We start from the raw sequence: 25,951 nt of genomic DNA, 5'->3' as shown, positions 1-25,951 counted from the left end.
TGCTGCCATGCTGAGGAAGGTTGGGGGCCGGGGTGGCCCGCACCCCGGTGATGGGAGGCTGGGGCCATGAAATATCTGGTGAGGGAGCGGGTCTTCGGGATCGGCGAGGACTTCTGGGTCGAGGACGAGCACGGACGGAAGGTCTTCCTCGTCGACGGGAAGGCGCTGCGGGTGCGCGAGACCTTCGAGTTGAAGGATCCGCAGGGCGAGGTCGTCGCGGTCGTACGCAAGAAGCTGCTGCGGGTGCGCGACACGATGACCGTGGAGCGCGGCGGCGACACGCTGGCGACGGTGCGCGAGAAGCACTTCACGCCCTTCCGCAAGGTCTACCGCGCCCAACTGGCCGGCGGCGACGAGCTGGAGATCCGCGGCGATCTCATCGGCAAGGAGTACGACATCGAGCTCGGCGAGGAGCGTCTCGCCCGGGTCTCCCGCAAGTGGTTCCGCGTCCGCGACACGTACGCGGTCGACATCCCCGACGGCCCCGGAGTCGACGTACCGCTCCTCCTCGGCATCACCGTCTGCGTGGACCGGCTGGTCGAGCGGGCCGAGGACGACGACTGAGAAAAGACGACTGAGGACGACGACCAGGGCCTCGGCGGGCCTGGGCCGGGCCCGGGCGCGTCCGGCGCGAGGACGCCGCTGCCGGGCAGCCCGCGGCGTGAGCATGCCCTCGCAGCGCGCGCTCACGGTCAACCCGCCGGCGCGGGCGATTTCCGCGGTGGCGCGGGGCCAGTCGAGGCCGCATGCCCCACAGGCTCGTCTGGGCGAGCGGCCGAGGTTCATGGCCAGGATGCGGACCTCTTTTTTCGCCGTCGCGTCGCCATGGTTTGCCGGTGCGTGAGTTATGCAACAAGCGTCTTGATCGTTTTTTCCGTGGCGGCCGGTCGGCGCCTAGGGTCACCGGGCCCCACACGGAGAGGAACGCGAATCATGACCGACGGACGCCGCCGCCCAGCCCCGTGGTCCGCGACGCCCCGGCGGAGGATTCGCATGATGCGGGTAGCGACGGTCGGTTACGCGGTCTGCCTGGCCATTGTGCTGATCGGCACTGCCGTCGACGGCCACGTGCTTCAGTTGGCGCTGTGGGCCGCCTACGGGGCTTACATGCTCCATACCGTTCTCCGTGAGCTCCGGCGTATGCGGCGGGTGCACAGGGAGCACCTGGCGTCGGTCGCGAGTGTCCTGAACGCTTGGCGCATGCAGTGCAGCGAAGCGGCGGGGGCGGACGACCAGTGGAAGGTCGCGTAATGCGTATGTCGCTGTCCGAATGGCTCAGCGATCTCCGCCTCCGGTTCAAGGCGAGCATGCTGCGCACGGGCGAGGAAATCACTCTCCGCGCGTTTTTGTCCGAGGGACTCCCCGCGCTCAGTGCGATCGCGACCGTGGCCGTCACCGAGCCCTAGTCTCGCTGCTCTTCGAGCGGAAAGAGAAGCGCTCTTCTGGTATCGGCGAGCGGTAACACTCACCATTCGCCGCGGCGGAGGTGATGCCCTCGGCGTCGGCGAGCCGTTGCCGTGGCGTCCGCCGTGAACTCTCCGCCCGCCCTCGCACCCGCGCCCGCTCAGCGTCCCGCGCCCCTCATCTCCCCCAACCGCTCGGAAAGCACGAGCCCCGCCGCCCCCAGCAGCGTCGCGTGGTCGTCGAGGGTGGTGAGGGCCACGCGGGGTGGGCCCGCGGGGTGTGGGGGGATGCGGGTGTGGAGGTGGTGTTCGATGCGGTGGCGCAGGTCCTCGCCGCCCGCGACGACGTCGCCGTGGAGGATGAACAGGCCGGGCGCGTAGATCTGGTGGAGGTTGACCAGGCCGGCGGAGAGGTTGGCCGCCCACCGGTCCAGGAGGTCCTCGGCGTGGGGTACGCGGGCGGTGGCCATGCGCACCAGGGGCGCGGCGCTGAGCGTGGCGGCCCCGGGCAGGCGGAGCCGCGCGGCCTCGGCGCGCAGCCAGTCGTGGCCCGCGACGGTCTCCCAGCAGCCGCGCTGCCCGCAGTGGCAGGGGCGCCCGTCGAGCTGGACGATGCTGTGCCCGATCTCGCCGCCGGTGCCGGCGGGACCGCGGTGGATCTCGCCGTTGAGTACGAGGCCGACGCCGAGCGCCTCGCCGGTGTAGAGCGAGGCGAAGCGGCTGCGCCCGCGCCCCTGCCCGAACCACCGGTCGCCGAGCGCCTGGGCGCGCGGGTGCATGTCCACGCAGACGCGCGGGACGGAGAGTTCGGCGCGCAGGGTCTCGGCGAGGGGGAGGCCGTCGAGTTCGGGGGCGAGGGCGACGCGGACGACGGTTCCGGTGTCGGTGTCGACCATGCCGCCGACGGCGACGCCGACGCCCAGGGGAGGGGTGTCGGCGCGGTCCAGTACGGCGCGCAGGCCCTCGACCAGCGCCGTGGTCGCGGCCCGCGCGTCGGGGGTGAACTCCCGGTGCGCGGTGGCCAGCAGCTCCCCTCCGGCGCTGACCAGCGCGCATTCCAGGCGGCCCGGCAGCAGGTGGGCGACGGCCACAGGGGGCGCGTGCGGGGCGATCCACAGCGGGCGCGAGGGCTTGCCGCCCGAGGGGCTGCTGGGGCGGGAGTCCTGCTCGGCCAACAGGCCCTGGTCCACGAGCTGTTGGACCAGCGCGGTCAGCGTGCTGCGGGAGGCACCGGTGACGCGGGCGAGGTCGGCGCGCGAGAGCGGGCCGAGGTCGTAGAGCGCCTGGAGGATGCGGGCGTGCGACCAGCCGGTCTCGCCCAGACTCGCCGCCGCCTTGGTCCTGCCCATCGCGTTCCCGACTCCCCGTGCCGTCTCGGTGTCGCTCGGTAGTGCTGCTCGGTATCGCCCGGCTCCGAACTTACCGCCCCGCGTGCCACAGGGAAACTTTCCGACCCCATCCCTTGACGTCTCCGTGGTTAGTACGGATCGTGAACATACCTGGAACCGGCCGCTCCGCTCCCCTCCCCTCCACTCCTCACCCCAGCCCCTTCACCCCCGATCCCCGGCGAGGTCCCCATGCAGAAGATCGGCATCATCGGCGGCGGCATCCGCGGCGGGATGTACGCGCACTCGCTGCGCGGCTTCCCCGGCGCCGACGTCCGCGCCGTGTGCGACATCAGCGAACCGGCGGCCCGCAAGGCCGCCGACGCCTTCGGCCTCGCCGCCTACGGCGACCACCGCGCGATGCTCGGCGCGGAGGACCTGGACGCCGTCATCGTGGCCACCCCGGACTTCGCCCACCGCGACGCCGCCGTGGACGCCGCGCGCGCCGGGCTCCACCTGCTGGTGGAGAAGCCCCTGGCGACGACCGCCGAGGACGTAGGGGCCATCCGCGCTGCCGTACGGGAGAGCGGCGTGCAGTGCATGGTCGGCTTCGAGAACCGCTGGAACCCCGCCGTACGCCGCATCCACCAGCTCTCGGCGAGCGGTCAGCTCGGCCGCGTCCTCACCCAGAACATCCTGCTCAGCAACACCTACTACGTACCGACCAAGATGATCGGCTGGGCCGCGCGCTCCTCGCCCGCCTGGTTCCTGATGAGCCACACCGTGGACGCGGCGCTGTGGGTCAACGGGCGCACCGTGACCAGCGTCGACGCGCGCGGCTCGCGCGGGCAGTTGGCCGCGCGCGGCGTGGACACCTGGGACGTCGTCCACGCGCTGCTGACCTTCGACGACGGCACCACCGCCAACCTCACCTCCACCTGGGTGCTGCCCGAGACCATGCCGTCCCCCGTGGACTTCCAATTCCAGGCCGTGGGCGAGGAGTCGGCCGTCTACGTCGACCTGCAGGACCAGAGCGTGCGCCACGCCGGGCCCGAGGGTTTCCGCTGGCCGGGGCTGCTCGGCGAGGAGATCGACGGCCGCCTCCAGGGCCCGCCCACCTGGATGGTCCAGGACTTCGTCACCCGCCTGGAGAACGGCGAACCCGTCGCCCCCGGCCTGGAGACCGGCGCCGCGGTCACCGACGTGGTCCTCGCCGTGCACCGCTCCCTGGAGACCGGCGCCACCGTCACCGTCCCCCAGCCCGCGGCCCGTTGAGGAGAGCGCGATGACCGAGCTGCACTCCCCGCCCCCGGCGGGCCGCGCCCGCGCCGACTCCGTACGAGAGGGGAAGCGGCAGCCCCGGCCGCTGGGCGCGAAGGTCACGCTGGTCGCCGCGGTGATCGGGCTCATCTACGGGTACGACAGCGGCTCCATCAGCGGCGCGCTCCTCTTCCTGGAGGACGACTACCACCTGAGCACCCTGTGGATCTCGGTCATCACCTCCATCGTCGTCTTCGGCAGCATCCTGGGCGCCGTCATCGGCCCGCGGATGGCCAACGAGCTGGGCCGCAAGGCGACGATGGTGATCCTCTCCGCCGGGTTCGCGCTCTTCGCCGCGCTCAGCGCCGTGCCGTGGGGCGTGTGGTGGCTGACGGTCGTACGCCTTCTCCTGGGCGTCACCATCGGGCTGTCCACGGTGGTCGTGCCGGTGTTCATCTCGGAGTTCGCCACCGACGGCAACCGGGGCAAACTCGGCGCCGCCTACCAGTTCTTCGTCAGCGCGGGGGTGGTGCTCTCCATGCTCACCGCCTGGCTCCTGGCGCCGACCCGCTCCTGGGAGGCGATCCTCGGCCTGTCGGCCCTCCCGGCCCTGCTCGTCTGCGTCGCCATGCTGCGCTTCCCCGACAGCCCGCGCTGGTACGCGATGAAGGGGTGCTACGACGAAGCGCTCGCCACACTGCGCCGCATCGACCCGCGTACGGACGGCACCGCCCGCCTCGACGCCATCCGGGCCGACGTCACCGGCGGTGAACAGGGCCGCTTCCGGGAGATCTTCACCCGTCGCTACGCGCGCGCCACGTTCTTCGTCATCGCCTTCGGCTTCTTCGTCCAGATCACCGGCAACAACACGGTGCTCTTCTACAGCCCGACCATCTTCAAGACCGCGGGCATCAGCGGCGAGGCCGACTCCATTCTGGTCTCCGCTTTTGTGCAGCTCACGGCCGTGTTCGGGGTCGTGGTGTCGATGCTGGTCGTGGACCGGTGGGGGCGCCGCCGTCCCCTCCTCATCGGCACCACCGGCATGATCGTCGGCCATCTGGTGATGGCCCTGGTCTTCGCCCAGCCCGAACAGACCACCCTCACCGGCTACTTGGCCGTCGCCGGCATGAGCGTCTTCTACATCGGCTTCTACTTCGGCATCGGCTCCCTGATCTGGGTCTACACCGGCGAGGCCTTCCCCGCCCGGCTCCGCAGCGTCGGCGCCGCCGCGCTCCTGCTGTCCGACTTCACCGCCAACCTGATCGCCACCTTCGCCTTCCCCGGCATCCTGCGCACCCTCGGCGGCTCCTTCAGCTTCGGCGTCTTCACCCTCCTCTCCCTGATCGCCTTGCTCTTCCTGCACCGCATGGCCCCCGAGACGAGGGGCCGTTCGCTGGAGGAGATCCGCAGCTACTGGGACAACGGGGGGCGGTGGAGGGGGGCTTCGTGAGGAGTGGGGGGCGGTTTCCGGCAGGCGCCGCCTCGCAAGGACTGCTCGGGCCACGTACGCCCGATCACGTGCAGAGCTTCTGGACCTCGTGCAGGAAATCCCTCCAGCTCGGTATGCGTCGGCCGCCCGCCGAGGCGAGGGTGCGGCGCAGCGTGGTGCGCAGGGGGTAGGGAGAGCTCGTGATCGCCTCGTTGCGCCGGGCGAGGCGCTCGAGCTCCCAACCGTCGGGGAGCCGGTCGCTCTTGGTGCCGTTGCATGTGGCGTGCGCGGGGGCGAGATTCCACACGGCGTCCAGGTCCGGGCCGTGCCAGCCGCCCACGCTGCCGAAGCGCTGCATGAGCGCGAAGGGGAAGACATGGTCGACGGCCGTCTTGTCTCCGGGGCTGATGACGTGGTCGCACAGCAGGCAGCGGCCGTGCTGGAATCCGACCAGCGCCGTCTGGACGTTGGCGACCGAGCGGCGCCTGCGCCTGTCGGTGAGCGTCAGTGTCGGCCAGTCGACGCTGACGCCCTCGTCGATCAGGGAGCGGCCGATGCGGGTCGCGAAGGAGCTCTCCACGATGCTCCACCGCGCGCTGAGTTCCGCGCGCAGGCCCGCCGCCTGATCCGACTGGGCCAGGCGGAGCAGCTCGGGTGTGAGGCGGACGACGCGTGTGCGCCCACTGCCAGCCATCTCGTAGAAGTGGTGGGGGAGTTGGGCGCCGCCGAGGTTGTGGAACTTCTGCAGCACCATGCGGGGAATGGAGCGTACGGAAGCGTCCAGCAGTCTTTCGGTGGGCCGGCCCAGGCGACGGCTCTCCTCGGCGGCCTCCGCGACGATCGTCAGCAGGTCGTTGGCCCCGGACGTGGTCCCCTGCGGTGCCTGCGGAGCGTGCGGGGCATGGCCGACGAGGCCCATGGCGAAGGAGGCGGCGAGCTCCGCCAGCGGCACCTCCCGCTCGCCCTGCGCCGCGCAGCCGAGCAGGGCGTCGCCGAGCGCGAACTTGTACGTACGCGAGTTGGCCCCCATCAGCACGGCGAGGCGCCAGGCCGCGCGGGGAGAAGGGTCGGCGGTATAGAAGCTGGAATAGGTCATGTCCCCACCTTCCGCAGCACGAGCTCGCTCCAGTGGACCTCCGCGCGGCCCAACTGGTCGGTGTCCGTGCCCTGGTGGACGAGGGTGAAGCCGCAGCGCTCGGCGAGCTCGATGGTCTCGCCGGCCGGTACGTCGAACATGCGGCGCTCCGGTGGGGGCGGCCCGTGCCGCAGGGTGAGGACCAGGCGGCCGTCGGGGGCGGTGAGGGCGCTCAACCGGCTCATGGCCAGGGCCCGTTCGCCCTCCTCCAGGTGCATCCACACCGCGGACAGCAGGATCAGGTCGTACGGCCCGGTGAGCTTTTCCAGCGTCGGGAGCGCGTCGTCTATCCACGTCACCGGGGCCTCGGCGTGCAGGCGACGGGCCACGGCGCGCAGTTGGGGCACCGGCTCGACCGCCACCACCTCGAAGCCGCGCCGCGCCAGGGCCGCCGCGTCCCGGCCCGTACCGGCGCCCACGTCCAGTGCCCGCGCCGGCGGCTCGGGGAGGTGGCCGAGGACGCCGTGGTGCACCGCCTCGAAGCTCAGCCCCTCATACCGCTCGGCCAGAGCCCCGGCTTCGCGCGCGTAATACTCCTGCACACCGCTCATGCTCCGCACCCTACGACCGGCCACTGACAATGCCCGCCGACCTGCGCGGACTCCGGGGAACGGGGCCGCGCAGCCGGCGGGCGGGCGGGCGGTCGGTCAGTCCGTTATCTCCACCCAGAAGGCGTCGGAGCGGTGGAGGATGCAGTCGCTGAAGTAGTACCAGCCCAGGAGGCCGCCGGACGAGAGGTGAATGTCCGTGGACGACAGCCAAGTCAGCGAAGTGGGCATCGCCTGGCGCCAGATTGAGCGGTCCCTGTCCCGCCACCATGCCGCGTATCACGCCAGGCTGAATCCGCCCGCCGACCCGGCTCTGCTGCGCCAGGCGGAACACGAGACCGGCCGCCCTCTGCCCGCCGCGCCGGCCGCGTGGTGGAGCACGGTGGACGGGGTCGTGCCCGACCGTGGCGGAGGGTGGTTCCGCCTGTTCCCGTACTCCTGCGATCCGCGTCCGCTCGGCGAAGCGCTGGCGCGGCGACGCATGCACCTGGAGGCCCTGTACGCCACCGCGTCGCCCGGCACCGGAGATCTCCTCGAACAGCGGCTCGGCGCCTGCGCCTTGGACCCCGCGGGCACCGGGTACCCCGCCGAGGCCGCGCCGTTGTGGCTGCCGCAGTGGCTCCCCGTGGCCGGCGACGGCATGGGCGGCGGCCTCTTCGCCGACCTGCGCGCCGGGCCGCGGTACGGGTGCCTGATCCGCTACACCACGACCGGCCACGACCCGGACCCCGCGTGGCCGGGGATCGCGGGCCTCCTCACCGAGGTGGCGCGACGGATGGAATGAGCGACGTGGCGATGCGTACGGCTGGGAAGTCAACTTGCCGGGACCGCCGACGGATTGGGAAGGCTGAGTGGCATGAGTGCGAGGACCGACGCCCGGGAGGCTCGTCGCGATGTTCGTGACCACCGCAGATGTCGTCGCCATCGGTGCCACGGGCGGTGAGCCCTACGTGCTGCGCGACCTGCTCGCCGCGTACGACGCCGACGTACGCCTGCTGCCCGCGGGCACGCCCCGCCACCTCGCCGACGTACTGAACGGCACGCTGAGCCGGGCCGAACACCTCCTGCTGTCCTGCCACGGCGACGAGCGCGGCATCCTGCTGGACGAACTCGCCCCGAGCATCGCGGCGCAGCAGCCCTTCAACGACGTACTCACCCCGCAGCGCGCGGCCACGCTGGGCGCGCCGGCCGGGAGCGTGGTGTTCAGCACCGGTTGCGTGACCGGCACCGACGCCATGGCCCGCGCCTTCCTCGACGGCGGATGCCGCGCGTACATCGCACCCGAGGGATATCCGGACGCCACGGCGGTCATCGCCTTCGCCGCCGCCTTCTACTACCAACTGCTCGCTATGGGCGCCCCGTTGGCCGAGGCCGTCGACAGGGCGAGGACTCTGGGCGGGGACACCGCGATGCTGCGGTTGTGGGCCTGAGGACCGTGGACCGGAGTCAAGGCCACGATCAGCCCTGCGTTCAGCTCTGCGGGCTCAGGCCCGTCACGGCCAACCGGAACAGCCTCTCCGCCTCGGCGCCCGGATCCGGATAGTGCTCCGTGGCCAGCGCGATGCCGACGATCAGCGTGATCAGGTCGGCCGCGGTGACGCCGGGGGCCAGCGCGCCGTCCCGCGCGGCGCGGCGCAGCAGCGGGTCAGCCGCTTCTTCGAGTGCCGCCGAGCAACTGTTCTCGTGCACGGGGCCGTCGTAGGCGAGCGCGGTCGCCAGCCCCTTGGCGGAGACGGAGTAGGCGACGACGTCGCCGAGCCACTCCAGGAGGGCGCGCCTGCTGTCTCCCTGGTCGGCCAGCTCGCGTGCGCGACCGCACAGCGCCTCGATCCGGCTGTGGGAGACGGCCTCCAACAGCGCGCGGCGCGTGGGGAAGTGGCGGCGCACGGTCGCCGAGCCGACCCCGGCGGTGCGGGCGATCTGTTCCAGGGAGGCGTCCGCGCCGTGCGCCGCGACCTCTTCCTCGGCCACGGCGAGGATGCGCGTGTAGTTGCGTCGTGCGTCCGCGCGCCGGTGCTCGGGCATGGCGTGACCTCCGGGATTGATAAGTGGCGGGCCCCGCCGTATCGTAACCGAGCAGAAATGGCGGGCCCCGCCGTTTCATCGCGAGGAAGCCGAGGAAGCGCCATGTCCGCACACTTCGAGCACGCCGCCCCCGTCCTGGTCACCGGTGCCACCGGCAGGCAGGGCGGGGCCACCGCCCGCGCGCTGCTCGCGGCAGGGGTTCCCGTACGAGCCCTCGTACGCGATCCCTCCACCCACCGGGCGAAGGCCGTCGAGGCGTCCGGCGCCCACCTGGTCATCGGCGACCTCCACGACCGCGATGCGGTGATCCGGGCCGCCGAGGGCGCCCGCGCCGTCTTCTCCGTACAGATGCCAGAGGCCACCGCGGAAGGCTTCGACTTCGAGGGGGAGGTGGCCCAGGGCGTCAACCTCGTCGAGGGCGCGAAGGCGGCCGGAGTGCCGCAGTTCGTGCACACCTCCGTCTCCGGCGCCGGCCCGCACACCGAGGCTCCCGGCTGGGACGAGGGCCGATGGGCCGCGATGGAAGCCACCCTGGGTGCCAAGAGCGCGATTCAGGACCGGGTGCGCGCGGCCGGCTTCCCCCACTGGACGCTCCTCAAGCCGAGCTTCTTCATGGAGAACTTCCTCCCGTCCATGGGATTCCTCTTCCCGCGCGGCGTGGAGGGCGGCCTGGTGAGCGTGCTGAAGCCGGAGACCCGCCTGTCCGTGGTCGCGGTGGACGACATCGGCGCCGCGGCGGCCGCGGCCTTCACGACGCCGGAGCGGTTCGACGGGGTCGAGCTGGAGCTGGCGAGCGACTACCTGCCGATGACGGAGATCGCCGGGATCCTCTCCCGCGCCCTGGGCACGCGGCTGACCGCGCCGGACATGACCGAGCAGGAGGCCGTCGCCGCCGGAATGCCGCCGATGGGCGCGGGTCACGAGTGGTTGAACGTGGTCGGCCAACCGGCACGCGCGCAGTACGCGAGGGAGCTCGGCATTCCCCTCACGAGCTTCGAGGAGTGGGCGCGGGAGCACATGCGGGCGCCCGTGGGCTGAGTGCGTCAGGGGTGTTGGCGGCACGTACGGGGTTCCGTGCTCAACTCCCGTACGTGGAAGGCCTGTTCATGCGGCTAAGGTGCGCGGCGGCCCGCGTGCCTGCCCGGCGGTGAACGCAGTGGGCCGGCCGCGCGACCGGAGGAAACCGATCGCGCGGCCGGCCCGAAAGCTGGTGCGCTGCGGCGGTCAGCGGCTGTCAGCCGCTGAAGCCGGCGTGGTCGAAGCCGCCGTCCTTGTAGTTGCCGCTCGGGGAGCCGATGGAGGGGCCCTGGTCGGTGTTGGCGGTGTCGCCGGTGACGATGTCGGAGCCGTTGATCGCCGACCCGTCGTGGAAGCTGAGGCCGGGTTCGTCGTCGGCCGCGGCGGTACCGGCGGCGCCGAGTACGGCCGCCACGACCATGCCCGAAGCAGCGAGAGCAGTACGAATACGCATCAGTGCCTCCTGAAGCTCAGGTACATCAGTGCGAACCGACTGCCCTCAGTCGCCCCTCCGATGTGCCGCGCGCCGCCGCCCCACCCGGACGGCGGCGCCGCTTCATCCGCGCCGCCCCCGCCGGCTTGCCCTGAGGCGTACGGCCACGTAACGGGGCGGGAAGGGGGCAGGTCCGTCCATGACGGCTTCGCGTCGGAGGCGAGTCCTACGCGGGATGCGGGCCCTAGCTGTGCAGCTCCAGGTCGTCAGAGGTGGGGACCTGGTGGGGCACCTCTTCGGACACGTCGTTGACCGCCTCGTTGAGCGCGCCGTGCTCGTCCCCCTGCGGGTGCGGCGGAACGTCGGCTGGCGGGGGCACGTCGGCGAGCGCAGCGGCTGCGCTCCCGAGAACGGCGGCGGCGGCCAGGGCTGCCGCCGCGAGGACACTACGTGTGTGCATGAAGCCTCCTCAGGCTGTGACCGGCGAATGCGGCCAACGGTTCCCCCGGCGCGCCCCGCTGCGCGGCAGCCCGCGAAAGACCACTCGAACAGCAACCACAGCAAGCACCCACCGCGCGCTGATGGGGTGTCATGAGAGCGTCGGGAGCGGGCACTTGCGGGTTTCGTGCGCCCCCCCCGGATGGCCGTTCAGGGCTTCGGGAGCCGGGTGTACGAGGTCCCGTGACCCCCTCGTACGAGGTCCTCGTGCGACCCCCTCGTGCGACGCCCTGCCTCAGGCGGCGGGGCGGGCGCCCGGGGTGTGGCCGAAGGTGCGGCGGAAGACCTCGATGAAGGCGCTCGCCGAGGACCAGCCGCAGCGGTGCGCGACCGCGGTGACCGGGGTGCCGTCGGCCAGGAGGACCAGGGCGTGGTGCAGCCTGACCTGGGTGCGCCACTGGGGGTAGGTCAGCCCGAGTTCCGCGCGCAGGTGGCGGGAGAGTGTGCGGGCGCTCGCGCCGATCTGGCGGCCGAGCGCGTCGAGGGAGCGGTTGTCGGACGGGTCGGCGCGCAGGATGTCGTGCAGCTCCCTGAGCAGGGGAGATGTGGGGGCCGGCAGGTGCAGCGGCTGCTCGGGGGAGACCTTGAGCTGGTCGAGCATGACCGCGCGCAGGCGCAGTCGGGGCGGGCTCTCGTCGCCCGGCGTACGCGTGTAGGCCACGATCAGCTCGCGCAGCAGCGGGCTGACGGCGAGGACGGCCGGGGCCTCGAGCCCGAGCGGGTTCTCCGCCGCCGGCAACCCCACGAGGTGGAGGTCGAGTTCGCCGTGGGCCTGGTGGCGGTGGACGGATCCCGCCGGAATCCACAGCGCGCGGGTCGCGGGCGCGACCCAGGACCCCGCGTCGGTGGTCACGGCGATGGTGCCCTGGCTCGCGTACACGATCTGGTGGTCGTCATGCCGGTGCGCGTCGATCTCGCCGCCGGAGGCGAGGCGTTGGGTACGGGTCGGCGCGACGGGTTGGTGGCGGGACTGCCGACCGGGTCGGGGGTGGGGTTGGGGCTGGGGTCGGAGCCGGGGCGGCTGGCGGGAGTTCGGCATCGGTTGGCAATCTATCGAAAGCGGGACACCGTACGCGCCGCCCAGCATGAACGGGTGCTGAGAACCCCCTCGATCTCCCTGCTGGCCGTGGGCCACGCCTGCGTCGATATCTACCAGGGCGCCGTCGCGGCGCTCATCCCCTTCTTCGTGGCCGAACGCGACTACGGCTACGCCGTCGCCTCCGGCATCGTGCTCGCCGCCTCCCTCATCTCCTCGGTGGCTCAGCCGGTGTTCGGCCTGCTCACCGACCGGTGGGCGATGCCGTGGCTGCTACCGCTGAGCACGCTGCTGGGGGGCGCGGGCATCGCGCTGAGCGGCCTGAGCGGTTCGTACGGGCTCACGCTCGTCTTCGTCGCGGTCTCCGGGATCGGCGTCGCCGCCTACCACCCCGAATCCGCCCGCGTGGCGCGGTTGGCGAGCGGGGGCAGCCACCGCGCGATGAGCTGGTTCTCGCTCGGCGGGAACGTCGGCTTCGCGCTCGCTCCCCTCATGGTGTCGGCGGTGATAGGACACGGTTCGCTGCGCTGGACGCCGGTGCTGGTGCTGCCTGCGCTGGTGGGGGCGGTGCTGTGTGTGCCGGCGCTGCGGATGCTGGGTCGGCGCCGGGTCGACGCCTCCGCGTCCCGGGTCCTTGGGGCCGGCGACGACGTGGCCTCGTTCGTGAAGCTGTCCCTGGGCGTGGTCGCCCGCTCCGTCGTCTTCATCGGGCTGAGCACCTTTGTCTCCCTCTATGCGCGGCAGCGCGTGCAGGGCGGTGACGGCGCGGGGACCGCTGCCCTCTTCCTGCTGTTCCTGGGCGGGGCCGTGGGCTCGGTGCTGGGCGGCTCCCTGGCCCACCGCTTCGGCCGCGTACGAGTCTGCCGCCCGTCCTACCTGCTCTCGACCGCCGCCGTCGCCGGGGTGGTGTACGTACCGGGCCCGGCCATGTTCCTCTTCGTGACCCTCACCTCCGCGGGCCTGTACGTCCCCTTCTCCCTCCAAGTCACCCTCGGCCAGGACTATTTGCCGTCCCGCATGGGGACCGCGAGCGGCGTGACCCTCGGCCTCACGGTCAGCATCGGCGGCCTCGTAAGCCCGGTGCTGGGACGCGTGGCCGACACCACGACCCTCCAGACGGCCTTGACCCCGCTGATAGCCATGCCGGCCTTGAGCTGGCTCTTCTTCCGCGGGCTGCCTGAGCCGGCGGCGTACGAGCCTCAACTTGCGGTGGGGGAACGGCAGGAGGCGTAATGAGCTGGTTCCGCGTGCACCGGCGGCGGGACGTGTTCAGCTCTCCCGTTCCGTCTGCCCGGACAGTGCCGAGGTGAGGATCGCGTCGATCAGTTCGTCGTAGCTCCAGCCGAGGTGGGCGGTGAGCAGCACCAGGTCCGACCAGTCGGGGCACAGCCCAGGTGGCGAGTTGATCTCCAGGAGGTGGGGGCGGCCGTGCGCGTCGCCGCGCAGGTCGATGCGGCCGACGTCGCGGCAGCCGAGAAGCTTCCAGGCCGACAGCGCGCTCTCGGCGGCCTGCTGGGCTTCTCGGTCGTCGGCGAGGTGCCAGCCCAGATAGCCGGCTTCGGCGGTTCCGGCTCTTTTGACGGAGTACGAGTACAGGCCCTCCGCCTGTTCGCCGAGGCGGATGTCGAGCACGCCGAGAACGCGTGCCGCGGTTCCCGTGCCCAGGATTCCGACGCTGAATTCCCGCCCCGGCAAATAGTTTTCGACGAGGACGGGCTGGCGGAACGTAGACAAGAGGCCGGCGACGGCGCGCCGCAATTGCGCCGGATCGTGAGCGCGGCACCTCGCATCGATGCCCCTGCTGCTGTACTCGCCGACCGGCTTGGCGAATACCGGGTAGGAGAAGTCGTGTGACTCCAGCGCGGCGACGTCATCCACCACGTGAAAAGGGGCGGTGGGCAGGCCAGCGGCGCGCAGCATGTGCTTGGCCAGCGCCTTGTGCTGGATGAGGGTCGCGGTGAGCGGATCGGGGCCCACGCAGGGAATGCCGTACAGCCCCAGCAGCGAAGGCACTTCGGCCTCGCGGCCATAGGGGCCCTCGGTCAGATTGAGAACGGTGTCCCAGCGGTGCCCTGCGGCAAGTGCGGCGGCCAACTCCCGTACGTCGCCGAAGCGCTGGCCCGCGTAACCGAGCCGTCCCAAAGCGGCCATGACGGCGTCGGCGGCGAATTCATCCTCCGCCGCTGCCCCGTTCTCGTGCGCCAAGGGGTGGGGCTTGGGGCAACAGACCACTCCCACCCGCGCTTTCCGCGGCCCTGACCCCGTCGATTCCCGCCGAGCCATGACATCACCCTCAAAACGACCGTCACCGTCACGCTGTCCCCTTCGACTCGATGATTCCCGCCAGCAGCGTTCCCGCACGCAGCAGCGCGAGGGAGCGCTGGGTGATGGACTCCAGGCGGGTGTCGAGCGCGGTCAGGGAGTGGGTCACCTCGTTGAGGTCGCGGAGTGCGGTGATGGCCTTTTGTACGTCGGGGATGCGGTAGCCGGCGGCGCGGAGGGCCGCGGTGATGCGTGCCTCGCGGATGGCCGGGAGGGGGTAGCGGCGTGCTGTGCCCGCTCGTGTGGTGATCCGCTCGGGGACGATCAGACCCTCCTTCTCCCAGAAGCGGAGCGTGGAGGGCCTGACGCCCAGGGCCTGGGACAGCTCGGTGATGGTCATGGAGTCGGCTTCGGACGCGGGCTCGTCGACGTCGGCGTCGGCCTCGGCCTCGCTCCGGATGGACTCCAGCGCGGCGCGCGCCGCGAGGGCCTGTTCCCGCTCCTCGTTCAGCCGCGCATGGAAGCCGCAGATCAACGCCGCGCCCTCGGTAGGTGCCACGAGGCGGAGCTCCCGCATCGCCGCTCGCGCGTCGACGGGCCCCACGGCGTGCGCGAGGTCGCGGTAGGCGTGGAGGGCGCGGACATGCGCTCCGGAGAAGTGCCGGTACCCGTTGTCCGCCCTCGCCGCAGCGGGGATCACGCCCAACGCCTCCAGGTCACGCACCTGCTGCGCCGAGTAGCCCGACGCCGCCGCGACGGCAGCGGTGCTCATGGGGGTCGCCGCCTCGTCCACCCGGTCCATCTCAACCCTCCATAAGCACTTCAACCACACACTTGAACCATGAGTATGGACCGACTCCTCAACACCCTCCGCGGATTCGACGGCGTACTGGAACTGGCCCCCGCCGAGGGCAGCGCGTTCCCGGAGATCGCGTGGGGCGACCACTTCTTCTACTACGCCCCCGACGGCCAGGTACCGCAGCGCGAGCAGCCGTACGCCACGATCATCACGAAGAACTACCCGGGGGATGCCGCGAGCGACCTCGACCGGCCCGGCCGCTGGCGGCTGAACATTCACGTCGGTACGGAGACGTTCGCCGAGCTCACAGGGGAGAACCCGGGGGACGGGGCGGCGACGCCGTGGGATTACGCCGCCACCGACGCCGTCTTCCCGCACCCCGTCTACCGTGCGCAGGGCTGGGTGTCGATCATCAACCCCGACCCGAGCGCACACGCACCGGCCGCCCGCCTCCTGCGCCGGGCCCACGAGGACGCCAGGCGCAGGGCGGAACGGCGGAGTGCGGCGAGCCGGGCGGCCGGTGGTACGGATCCGGCCGCTGCTGGGTGATCAGCGACCGGTGCGGCGCCGGTAGTAGTGCACGGTCACCGCGCCCAGCAGCGGCCCCCAGGCGACCAGGGGCAGGTAGCAGGCGGTGAGGAGCGCCATGCCCCACGAGGTGATGTCCATCTCGGCGTGGAAGGTCGACCACACGAGCAGCACCCCGTAGACGCTGCAGGCGAGCGCGCCGAACGTCGCCGGGATGACCGCGGCACGTACGGCTACGGTCCGGCCGCCGACGTACGGCATCCAGCGCGGCCACACCTCGCCCCACCGCCGTACCAGCCCGAGCGTCAGAAAGGCCAGGCCCTCCTGGCCCAGGGACAGCAGGGGCAGCGCGACCACGCCCCAGCCGGGCAGGAGCATCGCCTCGTACTCGGACTGCCCGAGCCCGAGCGGTACGCCCACCACGACGGCGATCCGCCACAGCGACGAGGGCAGAGAGGCCCAGACGACCGCCGCTGCCGCCCACCGCGCCCAGTCCGGTACGCCGGGAACGGTGCGGCTCGCGGCGCGGCCGGGGCCGGATAGGTGACGCCCGGGGGCGGGGTTACGGGTGGGGGCACTGTCCGAGCCGGGGATGGTTGCAGGCACGCGGCACACTCCTCGATCTGCGGCGACACGGGTGTCGTGCGATGCCCTGATGCTCGCGCAGGTCCCGCGGCGCCGCGTCCGGCCCGGGCATGAACGCCGGTCGGCCCTACGGCGTAAGCGCGGCGCGCGCCGCGTCAGTCCCCAGGGGTACGGGGCAGCGCGGACCGCACCGTGGGCCCCGGCGTTCCTTGGAGGGCCCCCTTCTGTGAGTGGGCGCTGACCAGCGGGATTTCGCCGGCTTGTCGGACGGCGCGCTTGGGTGGGTCACGTACGCCGTCACGCTGGGCTCTGGAGCGCGGGGGAGGCCGACGGCCGGATGTGGCGCCGACTCTGGGGTATGGCGCCGATGTTGCTTCCCTAGCCGCGCCGCCCTCCCTAGGTTGCTGACCACGAGAGGTGCGCCCCGGGGCCACTGCCGGGACGCGCACCCTCACGCGCCGACACCCACCGCCCCCACCCCCACGGAGCCCCCATGATCGAGTCCTCGCCCCCGTACGCGCCTGCCCAAGACGCAGCCCTGCGCGCCGAGTTGACCGCGGCCGCGCAGCGGGTCGTGCCGTTGCTGGCCGGGCACGCCGAGGAGGGGGAACGGTTGCGCCGGGTCCCGGATCAAGCCGTCGACGCGTTGCGCGAGGCGGGGATGTTGCGCCTCGGCACCCCTCGCGCGCTCGGCGGCCCCGGCGCCGGCGTACGTACCTGCATGGAGGTGAGTGCCGAACTGGCCCGCGGCGACGGTTCCGCCGCCTGGATCGCGATCATCTTCGCGGGCGGCGGTGTCATCGCGTCGATGCTGGAGGCCCCGGCGCGCGAGGAGATCTGGGGGCAGGACCCGGACGCCAGAGTGGCCGCTTCCCTGACCCCGTCCGGCACGGGAACAGGCACAGGCACCGCGGACGGCGACCTCGTCATCTCGGGCCGCTGGAACTGGACTTCGGGCATCGACCACGCCCGGTGGGTGATCCTGGCCCTCGCCCCGGGCGCGGCGGACGAGGCGCCCCGGCTCGCCGTGGTGCCGACCGGCGAGGTGGCCGTCGAGGACACCTGGCACGTGGCGGGCATGGCGGGTACCGGCAGCAGCACCGTGGTGGCTGACCGCGTACGCGTACCGGCTCACCGCATACTCGACCTGAACAGCGTGCTGACCGGCGCCTATGCCTCCCGCCACCCGGACGAGCCGCTGATCGCCGGCGCGGTCGCCTCGGTGCTCTCGCTCACGGTCGTCGCGCCCCTGCTCGGCATGGCCCGCGGCGCCCTCGACCTGACCCTGGATACCGCGGCACGCAAGCCCATGTCCCTGAGCACGTACGAACGCCTGGCGGACGCCCCGAGCGTCCAACTCGCCGCCGCCGACGCCGCGTCCCTCATCGACACCGCCCACCTGCACGCCTACCGCGCGGCCGACGACCTCGACCGCGCCTGCGCCGAGGGCAGGCACCTCACGGTCGCGGAACGCGCCCGGGTCCGCATGGACACCGGGGTCACCGCGGTCCGCAGCCGCGAGGCGGTGGACCGCCTGGTCTCGGTCGCGGGCGGAAGCGGCTTCGCCCTGGCCAACCCCCTCCAACGGATCTGGCGCGACCTGGGCGTCGCCTCCCGCCACGGCGTCGTCAACCCCGACCTGGCCCGGGAGATCTACGGCCGGAGCCTGCTGGGCATCGCCGACCAGCCCACCTTCATGATCTGACCCGGGTCATCGGAGGCTGCGGCTGCGGTTGGTGCCGCCGGCTTCGCGAATCCCGCAGCGCAACGCCGCACGCGTCGGTCGCCGACGCCGGAGCTATTCGGTGATCGTCACGCAGGGCAGACCGACGCTCTCGCCGCCGCGGAAGCCCTCCGCGCACAGCCTGGTGCCCGCCGGGAAGTGGCGTTGCGGGTAGGCCTGATCGCGGTAGGTCCGGAACTTGGCGACGTCCTCGACCTTGGTGTCGGCGCTCCAGCCGTCGGTGGTCCACACGCGTGCGGAAATGCGGTTCGGCTGGTTGGTGTTGACGACCGAGACCTCCACCCTGCCCAGGTAGGTGCCGTGGTCATAGGTCTCGATGCAGACGGAGTTGTTGCACCACTTGCCCTCAGCCGCCGCGGGCGGCCCAGCGGCGAGGACGGTGGCGACGGCCGCGGAGGCAGCCCCGACAACTGTGACAATCTTCCGAGTCGTGGTCATGGCTGACTCAACGACCGCGCCGAGCCCTTGTCACGTGGAGTGCGGCTGGAGGGGTGGTGGCCTCGTACGAGGGAGGCGCGGCACACGTGGCGCGGAGGCGCGAACCGGAGATGCGCGGCGGAGGCGCCGGAGTTCGTCCCCGCGCGACACCCCCTAGGACCGTCGCGGCTGGTTGAAATGGAGCCACGCCGTGAGGGCGGCCTGGAGCTGGACGACCTGGGGGTAGTCCAAGTCCTCGCCGGCACGCCCGGCGTGCAGGCGCACCGCGTCCGGGGTGATGGTGTAGCCGAGGGGACCGCGGAGACGGGCGTCGAGCTGCTCTCCGCGGGTCAGAGCGCGCAGCGCGTGCGCGACCAGGGGCGGCACGGAGGCGGACTTGGACGGTGGGGCCGGGCGTGGGGGCCGGGTCGGGAGGCCGATGGCGTCGTAGAAGTCCCGGATGGCCGACTGCAGTTCGCGGGGCGCGGCGGGCGCGGCGTCGGTGAAGGCGTCGATGAGCTCCGGATACGGCTGCGGGGCATCGGGGCCGTACGGGCGCCTGGCCAGCGGTGGCTCCTCCAGGTCCAGCCGGATGCTGGCCGGCGGGATCAGGACGCGCGTGTGCCCCGCGCGCAGGGCCTTGTCGTGCGAGCGGCGGAGGGCGGCGATGTGGGTGCGCACGGGGTGCTCGCCGGTGGGTACGCGGGGTCTGGAACAGGTGCCGCGGTGGCCGTAGACCCCGTGCGCGTGGTGGAGCAGGCCGTTCTCGGTCACCAGCAGCGTGGTCTGGCGGCTGCGCGTATCGTCCCCGAGCCGGAAGCCCACCACGGTCGTCGGCATCAGTTTCCCTTCCGAAGCTTCCGAAGACCCGCTCGTCCCTTGTGCGTCTTGTGCGTCGAAGGTTAGAGCGGTTCGGCCGCGCTTACGGGGCGATTCCCCGGAACCCCGCGAAGGGGTGAAGGACGTTCCCGGGCGGGTGTTGTTGGCGGTACCCGCCTCGGGTGTCCAGGCCCAGCGACGGCGACGGCCGCGCCCGGCAGGGTGCCTAGCGTCGGCGAACGGGCCGACGAGCCATCCGCCTCACCCACCGGGGGACCCCATGACGGAAACCTTCGCGCGGCGCCTAACCGGCCTCGCGGGCATCGCCGCCGCGGCCGCGCTGATCGTCGAAGTGCCGCTGTACTTCCTCTACTCGGGCCCGCCGCCGGACGCGAACGTGCTGGTCAGGCTCCTGCTCGGCATCCTCGCCCTCGTCTGCGTGCTCGTGTTCGTGACGGTGCTGCGCGAACTGGTCAGGCGGGTGAGCCCCGCGTACGAGTGGGCCGGCTCGATCGCGTTCACCGCGGGTCTCGTGTACGCGACGATCACCCTGGTCTCCAGCGGTCTGGAGGCCGGCGCCGTCATCGCCGCCGACCACCGGATCGATCCGACCATCGCGGTCAGCGGCACCTACATCCTCTACGGGACGATCTCCCGCCTGCTGCTCGCGCTGTTCCTGACCGCGGTGGGCTTCCTCGTCTTCCGTACGCGCCTGCTGCCGCGCTGGACCGGCCGCTCGGCCTTCGTCCTGGCAGGCATCAACCTGGCCTTCGTACCGTCCCTGTTCTTCGGCAACACCCCCGCGCACTTCTACGCGGCCAACGGCTGGGGCACCACCGCGCTGATGGGCGCGCTGTTCAGCTACTGGCTGCTGGCGGTGGGCATCTCCGCATATCGCAGCGCCGCGCGGACCGCTCCGATGCGGGAGCCGGTGACGCGGATCTGAGCCGGGAGGCCCGATGTCAGTGCCGGGTGAGAGGGTCAGGTGTGCGCTCACTTCGGGCGCCGGCTCGCAGGGGGAACGCCATGGCCATCGACACCGTGCTCTTCGACCTCGACGACACGCTGTGCGACCAGCGCGGCGCCCGGCGGCGCGCGCAGGAGAGAGCCGGAGCGCGGCTGCGGGAGTACGGGATCGAGCGTACGGAGGTCTTCTGGCGGGAGTTCGAGGAGCATGAGCCGCCGCTGTTCAAGGAGTTCGCCGAGGGGCGGATCAGCAAGGAGGCGTACCGGATCGGGCGGTTCTCGCGCATCGTGGCCGCGCATGTCGCCGACCCAGGCCCAGGTGCCGGCCCCGACCCCGGCCTCGTCCAGCGGATCTCCGCCGAGCTGAACGCGCTCTTCCTCGACAGCGCCAACTCGGACATCGACCTTTTCGATGACGTACTGCCCACGCTCACGACGCTGGAGCGGCAAGGGATCCGCAGCGCCCTGTTCACCAACGGGCCCTCCGACGGGCAGCGGCGCAAGATCCGGGCGCTGGGGCTCGACCGGCACCTACCGCACCTCTCCCTCTTCATCAGCGAGGAACTCGGTCACGCCAAGCCGGCGCGGGAGGCGTTCGGCGCCGTGCTCGCGGCGTTGTCGGCGAGTCCCGAGTGCACGCTCATGGTGGGCGATTCGCCGGAGACGGACATCGCGGGGGCGCGGGCCTCGGGGCTGGCCGCGGTGCTGTTGGACCGCGGAGGCCGAGCCCGGGAGGAGGGAGCTGCCGAAGTGCCGTGCGCCATCCGCTCGTTGGACGAGCTGCTCCCTCACCTCACCTCACTTCGCGCCGGTAGACCTGGCGTGAGCCGCCCTCCGGGCCCGGGTCGGCGGGCTCGGCCGGGGTGAAGCCGAGGTTCTCGTAGAAGGCGCGTGCTCCGCTGGCGACGGCGCCCGGGTGGTCGGGCCCGAAGGTGATCACCTCGATGCGGCGTGGGCCGTGCACGAACCTGTGTGTCGCCTCCGCCAGCAACGTACGGCCGATGCGCCGTGCTGGCCCACGGCGCGCTCGAAACCGGGAACCCCCACCATCGGGCCGAACCATTGGGGCAACGCGTTCTGCGTCGAGCGCAGCGCGGGAGAGCGGGTGAAGGGCTGAACCGAGGAGCCGCGGAGCGGGGGCGGCCCGTTCGCCGTCACTCGGCCGACGGCAGATGGATCAACCCCGCCTCCGTGGAGCGGAATCCGCAGGCGTCGAAGTAGAAGCGCCCCAGCCCCGCCTCGAAGTCCACGTGCAGCCACTCGCAGCCCGCCGCCCGCGCGTGGGCGACCGCGTGGCGGACCACGGTGGTGGCGATGCCGCGGTGCTGATGTGTGCCGCGCGTCTTGGTGTCGAGGAGGAAGGCGTCGTCGCCGCCGTCCCAGGCCACGTTCACGAAGCCGACCAGGAGCCCTTCGCCGTCGCGCGCGGCGACCCAGCCCAGGCTGTGCTGCCGGATCCGCGGCCACCAGCCCTCGACGGCATGGCCGCCGTGTGACCGTACGAGGCCGACCATCTCCTCGTCGGTGAGGGTGCCGCGCCATGTGCAGGTGATCGTCTCGCTCATCGGGCCAGCATCCCTCAACTGGCGGCCCAGCGCCGCGCGTTGATGCCCGGCGCCGAACTCAGGCAACGGACCCGCATCAATAAATCAGATCACTCTCAACAGAAACATATGTTCGACAGAAGTGCGGGTGCGGCTGAGGATGTTGCGTGCGAGAGCGCAGGCGCCGCGACTCCGGGATGGACTACCGCCTGAGTGGAGGCACACATGCCGGCTGACATGCCGAGTGGAGAAACCGAAGTCGAGGTCGACAAGGCCGACGTCCAGGGAACGGACGTCGAGGAGACCGACGTCGTCGTTGTCGGCGCCGGGCAGTCCGGCGTGGCGATGAGCGAGCACCTGCGGGACCAGGGCATACCGCACCTCGTACTGGAGCGGCACCGCATCGCCGAGCGCTGGCGCTCGGAGCGCTGGGACTCCCTGGTCGCGAACGGGCCCGCGTGGCACGACCGGTTCCCCGGGCTGGAGTTCCCCGACGTGGACCCCGACGGCTTCGCCTCCAAGGAGCAGGTCGCCGACTACTTCGTCGCGTACGCGGAGAAGATCGGCGCTCCCGTCCGCACCGGCGTCGAGGTGACCTCGGTGCGCCGGCACAGCGGACGGCCCGGCTTCCGGGTGGAGACCTCCCAGGGGTCGATCGACGCGCGCTTCGTGGTCTCGGCGACGGGGCCGTTCCAGCGGCCCGTGATCCCGCCGATCGTCCCCGGGGGAGCGGTCGCCGAGCAGATCCACTCCAGCAACTACCGCAATCCGCGGCAGCTTCCCGAGGGTGCGGTGCTCGTGGTGGGCGCGGGCTCCTCGGGCGTGCAGATCGCCGATGAGCTGCGCCGTTCAGGACGGCGCGTCTTCCTCTCCGTCGGCCCGCACGACCGCCCGCCCCGGCAGTACCGCGGCCGCGACTTCTGCTGGTGGCTCGGCGTGCTCGGCCGCTGGGACGCCGAGACCCCGCCCGAGGGCGCCGCACACGTCACCATCGCGGTCAGCGGCGCGCGCGGCGGGCACACCGTGGACTTCCGCGCGCTGGCGGCCAGCGGCATCGAACTCCTCGGCATGACGGCCTCGTACGAGGACGGCGTACTGCACTTCGCGCCCGACCTCGCCGACAACATCGCGGGCGGCGACGAGAAGTACCTCGAACTCCTGCGGGCCGCCGACGCGTACGTCGAGGCGAACGGGCTCGACCTCCCCGAGGAGCCGCAGGCCCACATCCTCGGCCCTGACCCGGAGTGCGCGACCGACCCGCGGCTGGAGCTCGACCTCGCGGAGGCCGGGGTCACCTCGATCGTGTGGGCCACGGGCTTCGCCGCCGACTACGGCTGGCTGCAGGTCGACGCGTTCGACGAGAAGGGGCGCCCCGACCAGCGGCGCGGGATCTCCTCCGAGCCCGGCGTCTACTTCCTCGGCCTGCCCTGGCTCTCGCGCCGCGGCTCCAGCTTCATCTGGGGTGTGTGGCACGACGCGCGGCACGTCGCCGACCACATCGCGACGCGGCGCGGCTATCTCGCGTACGGGGCCGAGCACGGGACCGCCGAGGGGGCCGGCGACGCAACCGGCGACCCGGCCGCCGGCCAGCGCAGCACCGTACCCGCACCGCAGTAGACGGCAACGCAGCACAACCGAGGAGCAGTTGATGACCTCCACCAGCGACGGCCCCCGGGCCAAGCCCCCCATCACCGCGGGCGGCCACACCCGCATCCGGCCCTTCAACACCCGCGACACCTACCCCGAGCAGAACCTCGACAACGACCTGTGCCAGGCCGTCGTCGCGAACGGGACCGTCTACGTACGCGGGCAGATCGGCCAGGACCTCGACACCAGCGAATCGGTCGGCATCGGCGACGCCGAGGCGCAGGCCGAACGGGCCATGGCCAACATCAAGATGCTGCTCGAGGAGTCGGGCAGCCGGATGGAACACCTGGTCAAGCTGACGATCTACCTGATCGACCCGCGCTACCGCGAGGCCGTCTACCGCACCGTGGGCCGCTGGACCAAGGGCGTGCACCCCATCTCCACCGGCCTCGTGGTCTCGGCGCTGGCCCGCCCGGAGTGGCTGTGCGAGATCGACGCGGTCGCCGTGATCCCGGACAACGCCGAGGAGGAGCAGGCATGACATTCTCCCTGATCGCCCGCGACGGCGAGCGGTTCGGCATGGCGGTCAGCTCGTCGAGCCCCGCCGTCGCCGCACGCTGCGCCCACCTGAAGCCCGGCGTCGGCGCCGCGGCCTCGCAGAACATCACCGACCCGACGCTGGGCACGAGCCTGCTGGCCGGGCTCGCCGAGCACGGCGAAGCGGAACGCGCCCTTGCGGAGGTCACCGGCGCCGCCCGGTACGCGAAGACCATCGAGTACCGCCAGCTCACCGTGCTCGGCCGCACGGGGCCCGGGTTCGCCTACAGCGGCCCGCACACGCTGGGCACCCACGCCTCGGCCACCGCCGACGGCGCGGTCGCGGCGGGCAACATGCTCTCCGGCCAACACATCCCCGGCGTTCTCCTGGAGGCGTTCGCCGACGCGGAGGGGGAGTTGGAGGAGCGGCTGATCACCGCCATGCAGGCCGCGGTCGCCGCGGGCGGCGAGGAGGGGCCCGTGCACTCAGCGGGCCTGTCCGTCGTCGCCGACGTGGACTGGCGGGTCACCGACCTGCGGGTGGACTGGGCCGACGACCCCATCGACCGGCTCGCCGACCTCGTACAGGTCTGGCTGCCGCAGCGCGACGACTACGTGACCCGCGGCCTGGACCCCGCCACCTCGCCCTCGTACGGCGTTCCGGGCGACGAGCGGTGAGTGCGGGGACGGAGATGAGCACGCCGACGGGGACGGAGATGAGCACGCCGACGGAGACGCACCCGCTCAAGGAGACGCACCCGCTCAAGGAGGCGGCGCGGCGGGCCGTCGACCGCCGCGCCGAGGAACTGATCGCCCTGTCCGAGCGGCTGCACGCGGACCCGGAGACCGCCTGGGAGGAGCACAGGGCGGCGGCCGCGGTACCGGAGTTGCTGGAGCGTGCAGGCTTCGAGGTCACCCCCTCCTACCTCGGTCTGGAGACGGCCTTCCTGGCCCGCTTCGGGAGCGGGCCCACACGCATCGCGCTGTGCGCCGAGTACGACGCGCTGCCCGGGCTCGGCCACGCCTGCGGGCACAACCTGATCGCGGCCGGCTCGGTCGGTGCCGCACTGGGCCTCGCGGCGGTGGCCGACGAGGCCGGGCTGACCGTGGAGGTGTACGGCACACCGGCCGAGGAGGGCGGCGGGGGCAAGATCGAGATGCTCGACCGCGGCGCCTTCGCCGGGGTCGACCTCGCGATGATGGCGCACCCGGCGCCCGTGGACGTCGCCGAGGCCCGGCCCTTCGCGGTCAGCCACTCGAAGGTGTCCTACACCGGCAAGTCCGCACACGCCGCCGCCTACCCGGAGGCGGGGGTCAACGCGGCCGACGCCTTCACCGTCGCGCAGGTCGCCATCGGACTGCTGCGCCAGCAACTGCCCTCCTCGGTTCGGGTGCACGGCGTGGTCACGCACGCGGGGGACGCCCCCAACGCCATCCCCGAGCGCGCGAGCGGCCGGTGGTACGTACGCGCCGAGAGCCTGGCCGAACTCGCCGCGCTGGAACCGCGCGTGACCAGGGCCTTCGAGGCCGGCGCGCTGGCGACCGGCTGCGACCTGGAGATCGAGCCTGAGAGCAAGCCGTACGCGGAATTCCGCGCGGACGAGACGGCGCTGGCCCACTACCGCGCCAACGCCCTCGCGCTGGGGCGGGAGTTCGCGCCGCCGGGGCAGGCCGACCGGATGAACCGCGCCTCCACCGACATGGGCAACGTCTCGCAGGTGGTCCCGGCCATCCACCCCTACATCGGCATCGGCTCCCTGCCCGCCACCAACCACCAGCACGAGTTCGCCGCGTACTGCGTGGGCGGGACGGCGCAGCGCGCGCTGCTCGACGGGGCGATCGGTCTGGCCTGGACGGGCGTGGACCGCGGTACCGCGGTGGGAGCCGTCTGATGCGCGGGCGCGGCCGCCGCCGCGCGCCGGACCCGGCGGCGGCCGCGCCCGTCCACACCGGCGAGGCGACAGGCCCCGCCCCCTTCTTACGAGGAGAGCCCCCCACCCCCGCACACCCCGGCCGGCCCCCCCCCCCCCACCCCGGGGTGGCGCATGCGCGCC

Annotated in this window: 30 protein-coding genes and 1 pseudogene; 17 read left to right on the top strand and 14 right to left on the bottom strand. The window is 72.2% G+C overall.

The annotated features are described in order from the left end of the window. Positions 1-66: 66 nt before the first annotated feature. The 3 genes from ABEE00_RS24240 (at position 67) to ABEE00_RS24230 (ending at position 1,406) form a co-directional block, all read left to right on the top strand. Positions 67-564 (top strand): LURP-one-related/scramblase family protein, encoded by a 498-nt coding sequence (locus ABEE00_RS24240; RefSeq protein WP_345747760.1) that lies wholly within the window; start codon positions 67-69, stop codon positions 562-564. A 369-nt stretch (positions 565-933) separates the two neighbouring features. Beyond that, positions 934-1,251 (top strand): hypothetical protein, encoded by a 318-nt coding sequence (locus tag ABEE00_RS24235; protein ID WP_345747759.1) that lies wholly within the window; start codon positions 934-936, stop codon positions 1,249-1,251. Between the two features lie 5 nt (positions 1,252-1,256). Beyond that, positions 1,257-1,406 carry a hypothetical protein gene (locus ABEE00_RS24230; RefSeq protein ID WP_345747758.1) on the top strand — a complete coding sequence of 50 codons (150 nt, stop codon included), beginning with the start codon at positions 1,257-1,259 and terminating at the stop codon, positions 1,404-1,406. Between the two features lie 158 nt (positions 1,407-1,564). On the opposite strand, the gene ABEE00_RS24225 is transcribed toward ABEE00_RS24230, so the two are convergent. Continuing rightward, entirely contained in the window at positions 1,565-2,752 is a 1,188-nt protein-coding gene (locus tag ABEE00_RS24225) for an ROK family transcriptional regulator (RefSeq protein ID WP_345747757.1), read from the bottom strand. A gap of 228 nt (positions 2,753-2,980) precedes the next feature. Between ABEE00_RS24225 and ABEE00_RS24220 the strand changes: the two genes are divergently transcribed. Both ABEE00_RS24220 and ABEE00_RS24215 read left to right on the top strand, forming a co-directional pair. Next, positions 2,981-4,003: a Gfo/Idh/MocA family protein gene (locus ABEE00_RS24220; RefSeq protein WP_345747756.1), complete on the top strand. Its 1,023-nt coding sequence runs from the start codon at positions 2,981-2,983 to the stop codon at positions 4,001-4,003. A gap of 10 nt (positions 4,004-4,013) precedes the next feature. Further along, positions 4,014-5,438, top strand: a complete 1,425-nt coding sequence (locus ABEE00_RS24215) for a sugar porter family MFS transporter (RefSeq protein ID WP_345747755.1) — start codon at positions 4,014-4,016, stop codon at positions 5,436-5,438. Between the two features lie 64 nt (positions 5,439-5,502). Here the strand turns inward: ABEE00_RS24215 and ABEE00_RS24210 are convergent, their stop codons facing one another. Together ABEE00_RS24210 and ABEE00_RS24205 are read right to left on the bottom strand one after the other, a co-directional pair. Continuing rightward, positions 5,503-6,513, bottom strand: coding sequence for an HNH endonuclease family protein (locus ABEE00_RS24210; protein ID WP_345747754.1), 1,011 nt, complete (start codon positions 6,511-6,513; stop codon positions 5,503-5,505). Beyond that, the gene (locus tag ABEE00_RS24205; RefSeq protein ID WP_345747753.1) at positions 6,510-7,103 is read right to left on the bottom strand and encodes a class I SAM-dependent methyltransferase; all 594 of its coding nucleotides are present in this window, start codon (positions 7,101-7,103) and stop codon (positions 6,510-6,512) included. Before ABEE00_RS24205 ends, ABEE00_RS24210 begins: the two co-directional genes overlap by 4 nt. A gap of 196 nt (positions 7,104-7,299) precedes the next feature. On the opposite strand from ABEE00_RS24205, the gene ABEE00_RS24200 reads away from it, so the two are divergent. Both ABEE00_RS24200 and ABEE00_RS24195 read left to right on the top strand, forming a co-directional pair. Then, a complete protein-coding gene (locus tag ABEE00_RS24200) occupies positions 7,300-7,884 on the top strand; it encodes an SMI1/KNR4 family protein (protein ID WP_345747752.1) in 585 nt (194 codons plus the stop codon). 109 nt (positions 7,885-7,993) lie between these two features. Beyond that, positions 7,994-8,530: a CHAT domain-containing protein gene (locus ABEE00_RS24195; protein WP_345747751.1), complete on the top strand. Its 537-nt coding sequence runs from the start codon at positions 7,994-7,996 to the stop codon at positions 8,528-8,530. A 40-nt stretch (positions 8,531-8,570) separates the two neighbouring features. On the opposite strand, the gene ABEE00_RS24190 is transcribed toward ABEE00_RS24195, so the two are convergent. Further along, positions 8,571-9,125, bottom strand: a complete 555-nt coding sequence (locus ABEE00_RS24190) for a TetR/AcrR family transcriptional regulator (RefSeq protein ID WP_345747750.1) — start codon at positions 9,123-9,125, stop codon at positions 8,571-8,573. A gap of 102 nt (positions 9,126-9,227) precedes the next feature. On the opposite strand from ABEE00_RS24190, the gene ABEE00_RS24185 reads away from it, so the two are divergent. Further along, positions 9,228-10,163, top strand: a complete 936-nt coding sequence (locus ABEE00_RS24185) for an NmrA family NAD(P)-binding protein (RefSeq protein WP_345747749.1) — start codon at positions 9,228-9,230, stop codon at positions 10,161-10,163. A gap of 196 nt (positions 10,164-10,359) precedes the next feature. On the opposite strand, the gene ABEE00_RS24180 is transcribed toward ABEE00_RS24185, so the two are convergent. The 3 genes from ABEE00_RS24180 to ABEE00_RS24170 all read right to left on the bottom strand — a co-directional run bounded on the left by ABEE00_RS24180 (position 10,360) and on the right by ABEE00_RS24170 (position 12,112). Then, on the bottom strand, positions 10,360-10,596 hold the full coding sequence (locus tag ABEE00_RS24180; RefSeq protein ID WP_345747748.1) for a hypothetical protein: 237 nt from the start codon (positions 10,594-10,596) through the stop codon (positions 10,360-10,362). Positions 10,597-10,819: 223 nt separating this feature from the next. Beyond that, complete coding sequence (locus tag ABEE00_RS24175; RefSeq protein WP_345747747.1) at positions 10,820-11,035, bottom strand: hypothetical protein; 216 nt, start codon at positions 11,033-11,035, stop codon at positions 10,820-10,822. Between the two features lie 273 nt (positions 11,036-11,308). Then, positions 11,309-12,112, bottom strand: a complete 804-nt coding sequence (locus tag ABEE00_RS24170; RefSeq protein ID WP_345747746.1) for an AraC family transcriptional regulator — start codon at positions 12,110-12,112, stop codon at positions 11,309-11,311. Positions 12,113-12,166: 54 nt separating this feature from the next. Between ABEE00_RS24170 and ABEE00_RS24165 the strand changes: the two genes are divergently transcribed. After that, complete coding sequence (locus tag ABEE00_RS24165; RefSeq protein WP_345747745.1) at positions 12,167-13,342, top strand: MFS transporter; 1,176 nt, start codon at positions 12,167-12,169, stop codon at positions 13,340-13,342. Between the two features lie 36 nt (positions 13,343-13,378). Here ABEE00_RS24165 and ABEE00_RS24160 read toward each other — a convergent pair whose 3' ends face one another. Both ABEE00_RS24160 and ABEE00_RS24155 read right to left on the bottom strand, forming a co-directional pair. Then, the gene (locus tag ABEE00_RS24160) at positions 13,379-14,314 is read right to left on the bottom strand and encodes a D-alanine--D-alanine ligase family protein (RefSeq protein ID WP_345747744.1); all 936 of its coding nucleotides are present in this window, start codon (positions 14,312-14,314) and stop codon (positions 13,379-13,381) included. 106 nt (positions 14,315-14,420) lie between these two features. Further along, positions 14,421-15,143, bottom strand: coding sequence for a MerR family transcriptional regulator (locus tag ABEE00_RS24155; RefSeq protein WP_345747964.1), 723 nt, complete (start codon positions 15,141-15,143; stop codon positions 14,421-14,423). A gap of 75 nt (positions 15,144-15,218) precedes the next feature. Here ABEE00_RS24155 and ABEE00_RS24150 point away from each other — a divergent pair, with 75 nt between their 5' ends. Continuing rightward, entirely contained in the window at positions 15,219-15,719 is a 501-nt protein-coding gene (locus tag ABEE00_RS24150; protein ID WP_345747963.1) for a DUF6194 family protein, read from the top strand. Here the strand turns inward: ABEE00_RS24150 and ABEE00_RS24145 are convergent, their stop codons facing one another. After that, on the bottom strand, positions 15,720-16,304 hold the full coding sequence (locus ABEE00_RS24145; protein WP_345747743.1) for a hypothetical protein: 585 nt from the start codon (positions 16,302-16,304) through the stop codon (positions 15,720-15,722). It abuts the gene before it with no gap. Positions 16,305-16,776: 472 nt separating this feature from the next. Between ABEE00_RS24145 and ABEE00_RS24140 the strand changes: the two genes are divergently transcribed. Beyond that, entirely contained in the window at positions 16,777-17,988 is a 1,212-nt protein-coding gene (locus ABEE00_RS24140; RefSeq protein ID WP_345747742.1) for an acyl-CoA dehydrogenase family protein, read from the top strand. Between the two features lie 93 nt (positions 17,989-18,081). Here the strand turns inward: ABEE00_RS24140 and ABEE00_RS24135 are convergent, their stop codons facing one another. Together ABEE00_RS24135 and ABEE00_RS24130 are read right to left on the bottom strand one after the other, a co-directional pair. Further along, positions 18,082-18,465: a hypothetical protein gene (locus ABEE00_RS24135; protein WP_345747741.1), complete on the bottom strand. Its 384-nt coding sequence runs from the start codon at positions 18,463-18,465 to the stop codon at positions 18,082-18,084. 153 nt (positions 18,466-18,618) lie between these two features. Further along, positions 18,619-19,284: a hypothetical protein gene (locus ABEE00_RS24130; RefSeq protein WP_345747740.1), complete on the bottom strand. Its 666-nt coding sequence runs from the start codon at positions 19,282-19,284 to the stop codon at positions 18,619-18,621. A gap of 259 nt (positions 19,285-19,543) precedes the next feature. Between ABEE00_RS24130 and ABEE00_RS24125 the strand changes: the two genes are divergently transcribed. Together ABEE00_RS24125 and ABEE00_RS24120 are read left to right on the top strand one after the other, a co-directional pair. Further along, positions 19,544-20,209, top strand: coding sequence for a hypothetical protein (locus ABEE00_RS24125; protein ID WP_345747739.1), 666 nt, complete (start codon positions 19,544-19,546; stop codon positions 20,207-20,209). Between the two features lie 80 nt (positions 20,210-20,289). Next, positions 20,290-21,096: an HAD family hydrolase gene (locus ABEE00_RS24120; protein ID WP_345747738.1), complete on the top strand. Its 807-nt coding sequence runs from the start codon at positions 20,290-20,292 to the stop codon at positions 21,094-21,096. Here ABEE00_RS24120 and ABEE00_RS24115 read toward each other — a convergent pair. Then, positions 21,023-21,232: pseudogene (locus ABEE00_RS24115) on the bottom strand (GNAT family N-acetyltransferase); the annotation flags it as partial. The gene ABEE00_RS24120 and the pseudogene ABEE00_RS24115 sit on opposite strands and share 74 nt — an antisense overlap. A 151-nt stretch (positions 21,233-21,383) precedes the next feature. Continuing rightward, positions 21,384-21,794, bottom strand: a complete 411-nt coding sequence (locus ABEE00_RS24110; RefSeq protein WP_345747737.1) for a GNAT family N-acetyltransferase — start codon at positions 21,792-21,794, stop codon at positions 21,384-21,386. Between the two features lie 216 nt (positions 21,795-22,010). On the opposite strand from ABEE00_RS24110, the gene ABEE00_RS24105 reads away from it, so the two are divergent. Genes ABEE00_RS24105 through ABEE00_RS24090 form a run of 4 tightly spaced genes read left to right on the top strand, consistent with a single transcriptional unit; the run spans position 22,011 to position 25,789 of the window. Then, positions 22,011-23,390 (top strand): flavin-containing monooxygenase, encoded by a 1,380-nt coding sequence (locus ABEE00_RS24105; protein ID WP_345747736.1) that lies wholly within the window; start codon positions 22,011-22,013, stop codon positions 23,388-23,390. A gap of 31 nt (positions 23,391-23,421) precedes the next feature. Next, positions 23,422-23,901 carry a RidA family protein gene (locus ABEE00_RS24100; RefSeq protein WP_345747735.1) on the top strand — a complete coding sequence of 160 codons (480 nt, stop codon included), beginning with the start codon at positions 23,422-23,424 and terminating at the stop codon, positions 23,899-23,901. Continuing rightward, positions 23,898-24,575, top strand: coding sequence for a DUF1028 domain-containing protein (locus ABEE00_RS24095; RefSeq protein ID WP_345747734.1), 678 nt, complete (start codon positions 23,898-23,900; stop codon positions 24,573-24,575). Before ABEE00_RS24100 ends, ABEE00_RS24095 begins: the two co-directional genes overlap by 4 nt. A gap of 38 nt (positions 24,576-24,613) precedes the next feature. Continuing rightward, a complete protein-coding gene (locus ABEE00_RS24090; protein WP_345747733.1) occupies positions 24,614-25,789 on the top strand; it encodes a M20 family metallopeptidase in 1,176 nt (391 codons plus the stop codon). The last annotated feature ends 162 nt before the right edge of the window (positions 25,790-25,951 follow it).

Source organism: Streptomyces odontomachicola (assembly GCF_039605595.1).
Classification (GTDB): Bacteria; Actinomycetota; Actinomycetes; order Streptomycetales; family Streptomycetaceae; genus Streptomyces.
This window is presented reverse-complemented; position numbering and strand designations above follow the sequence as displayed.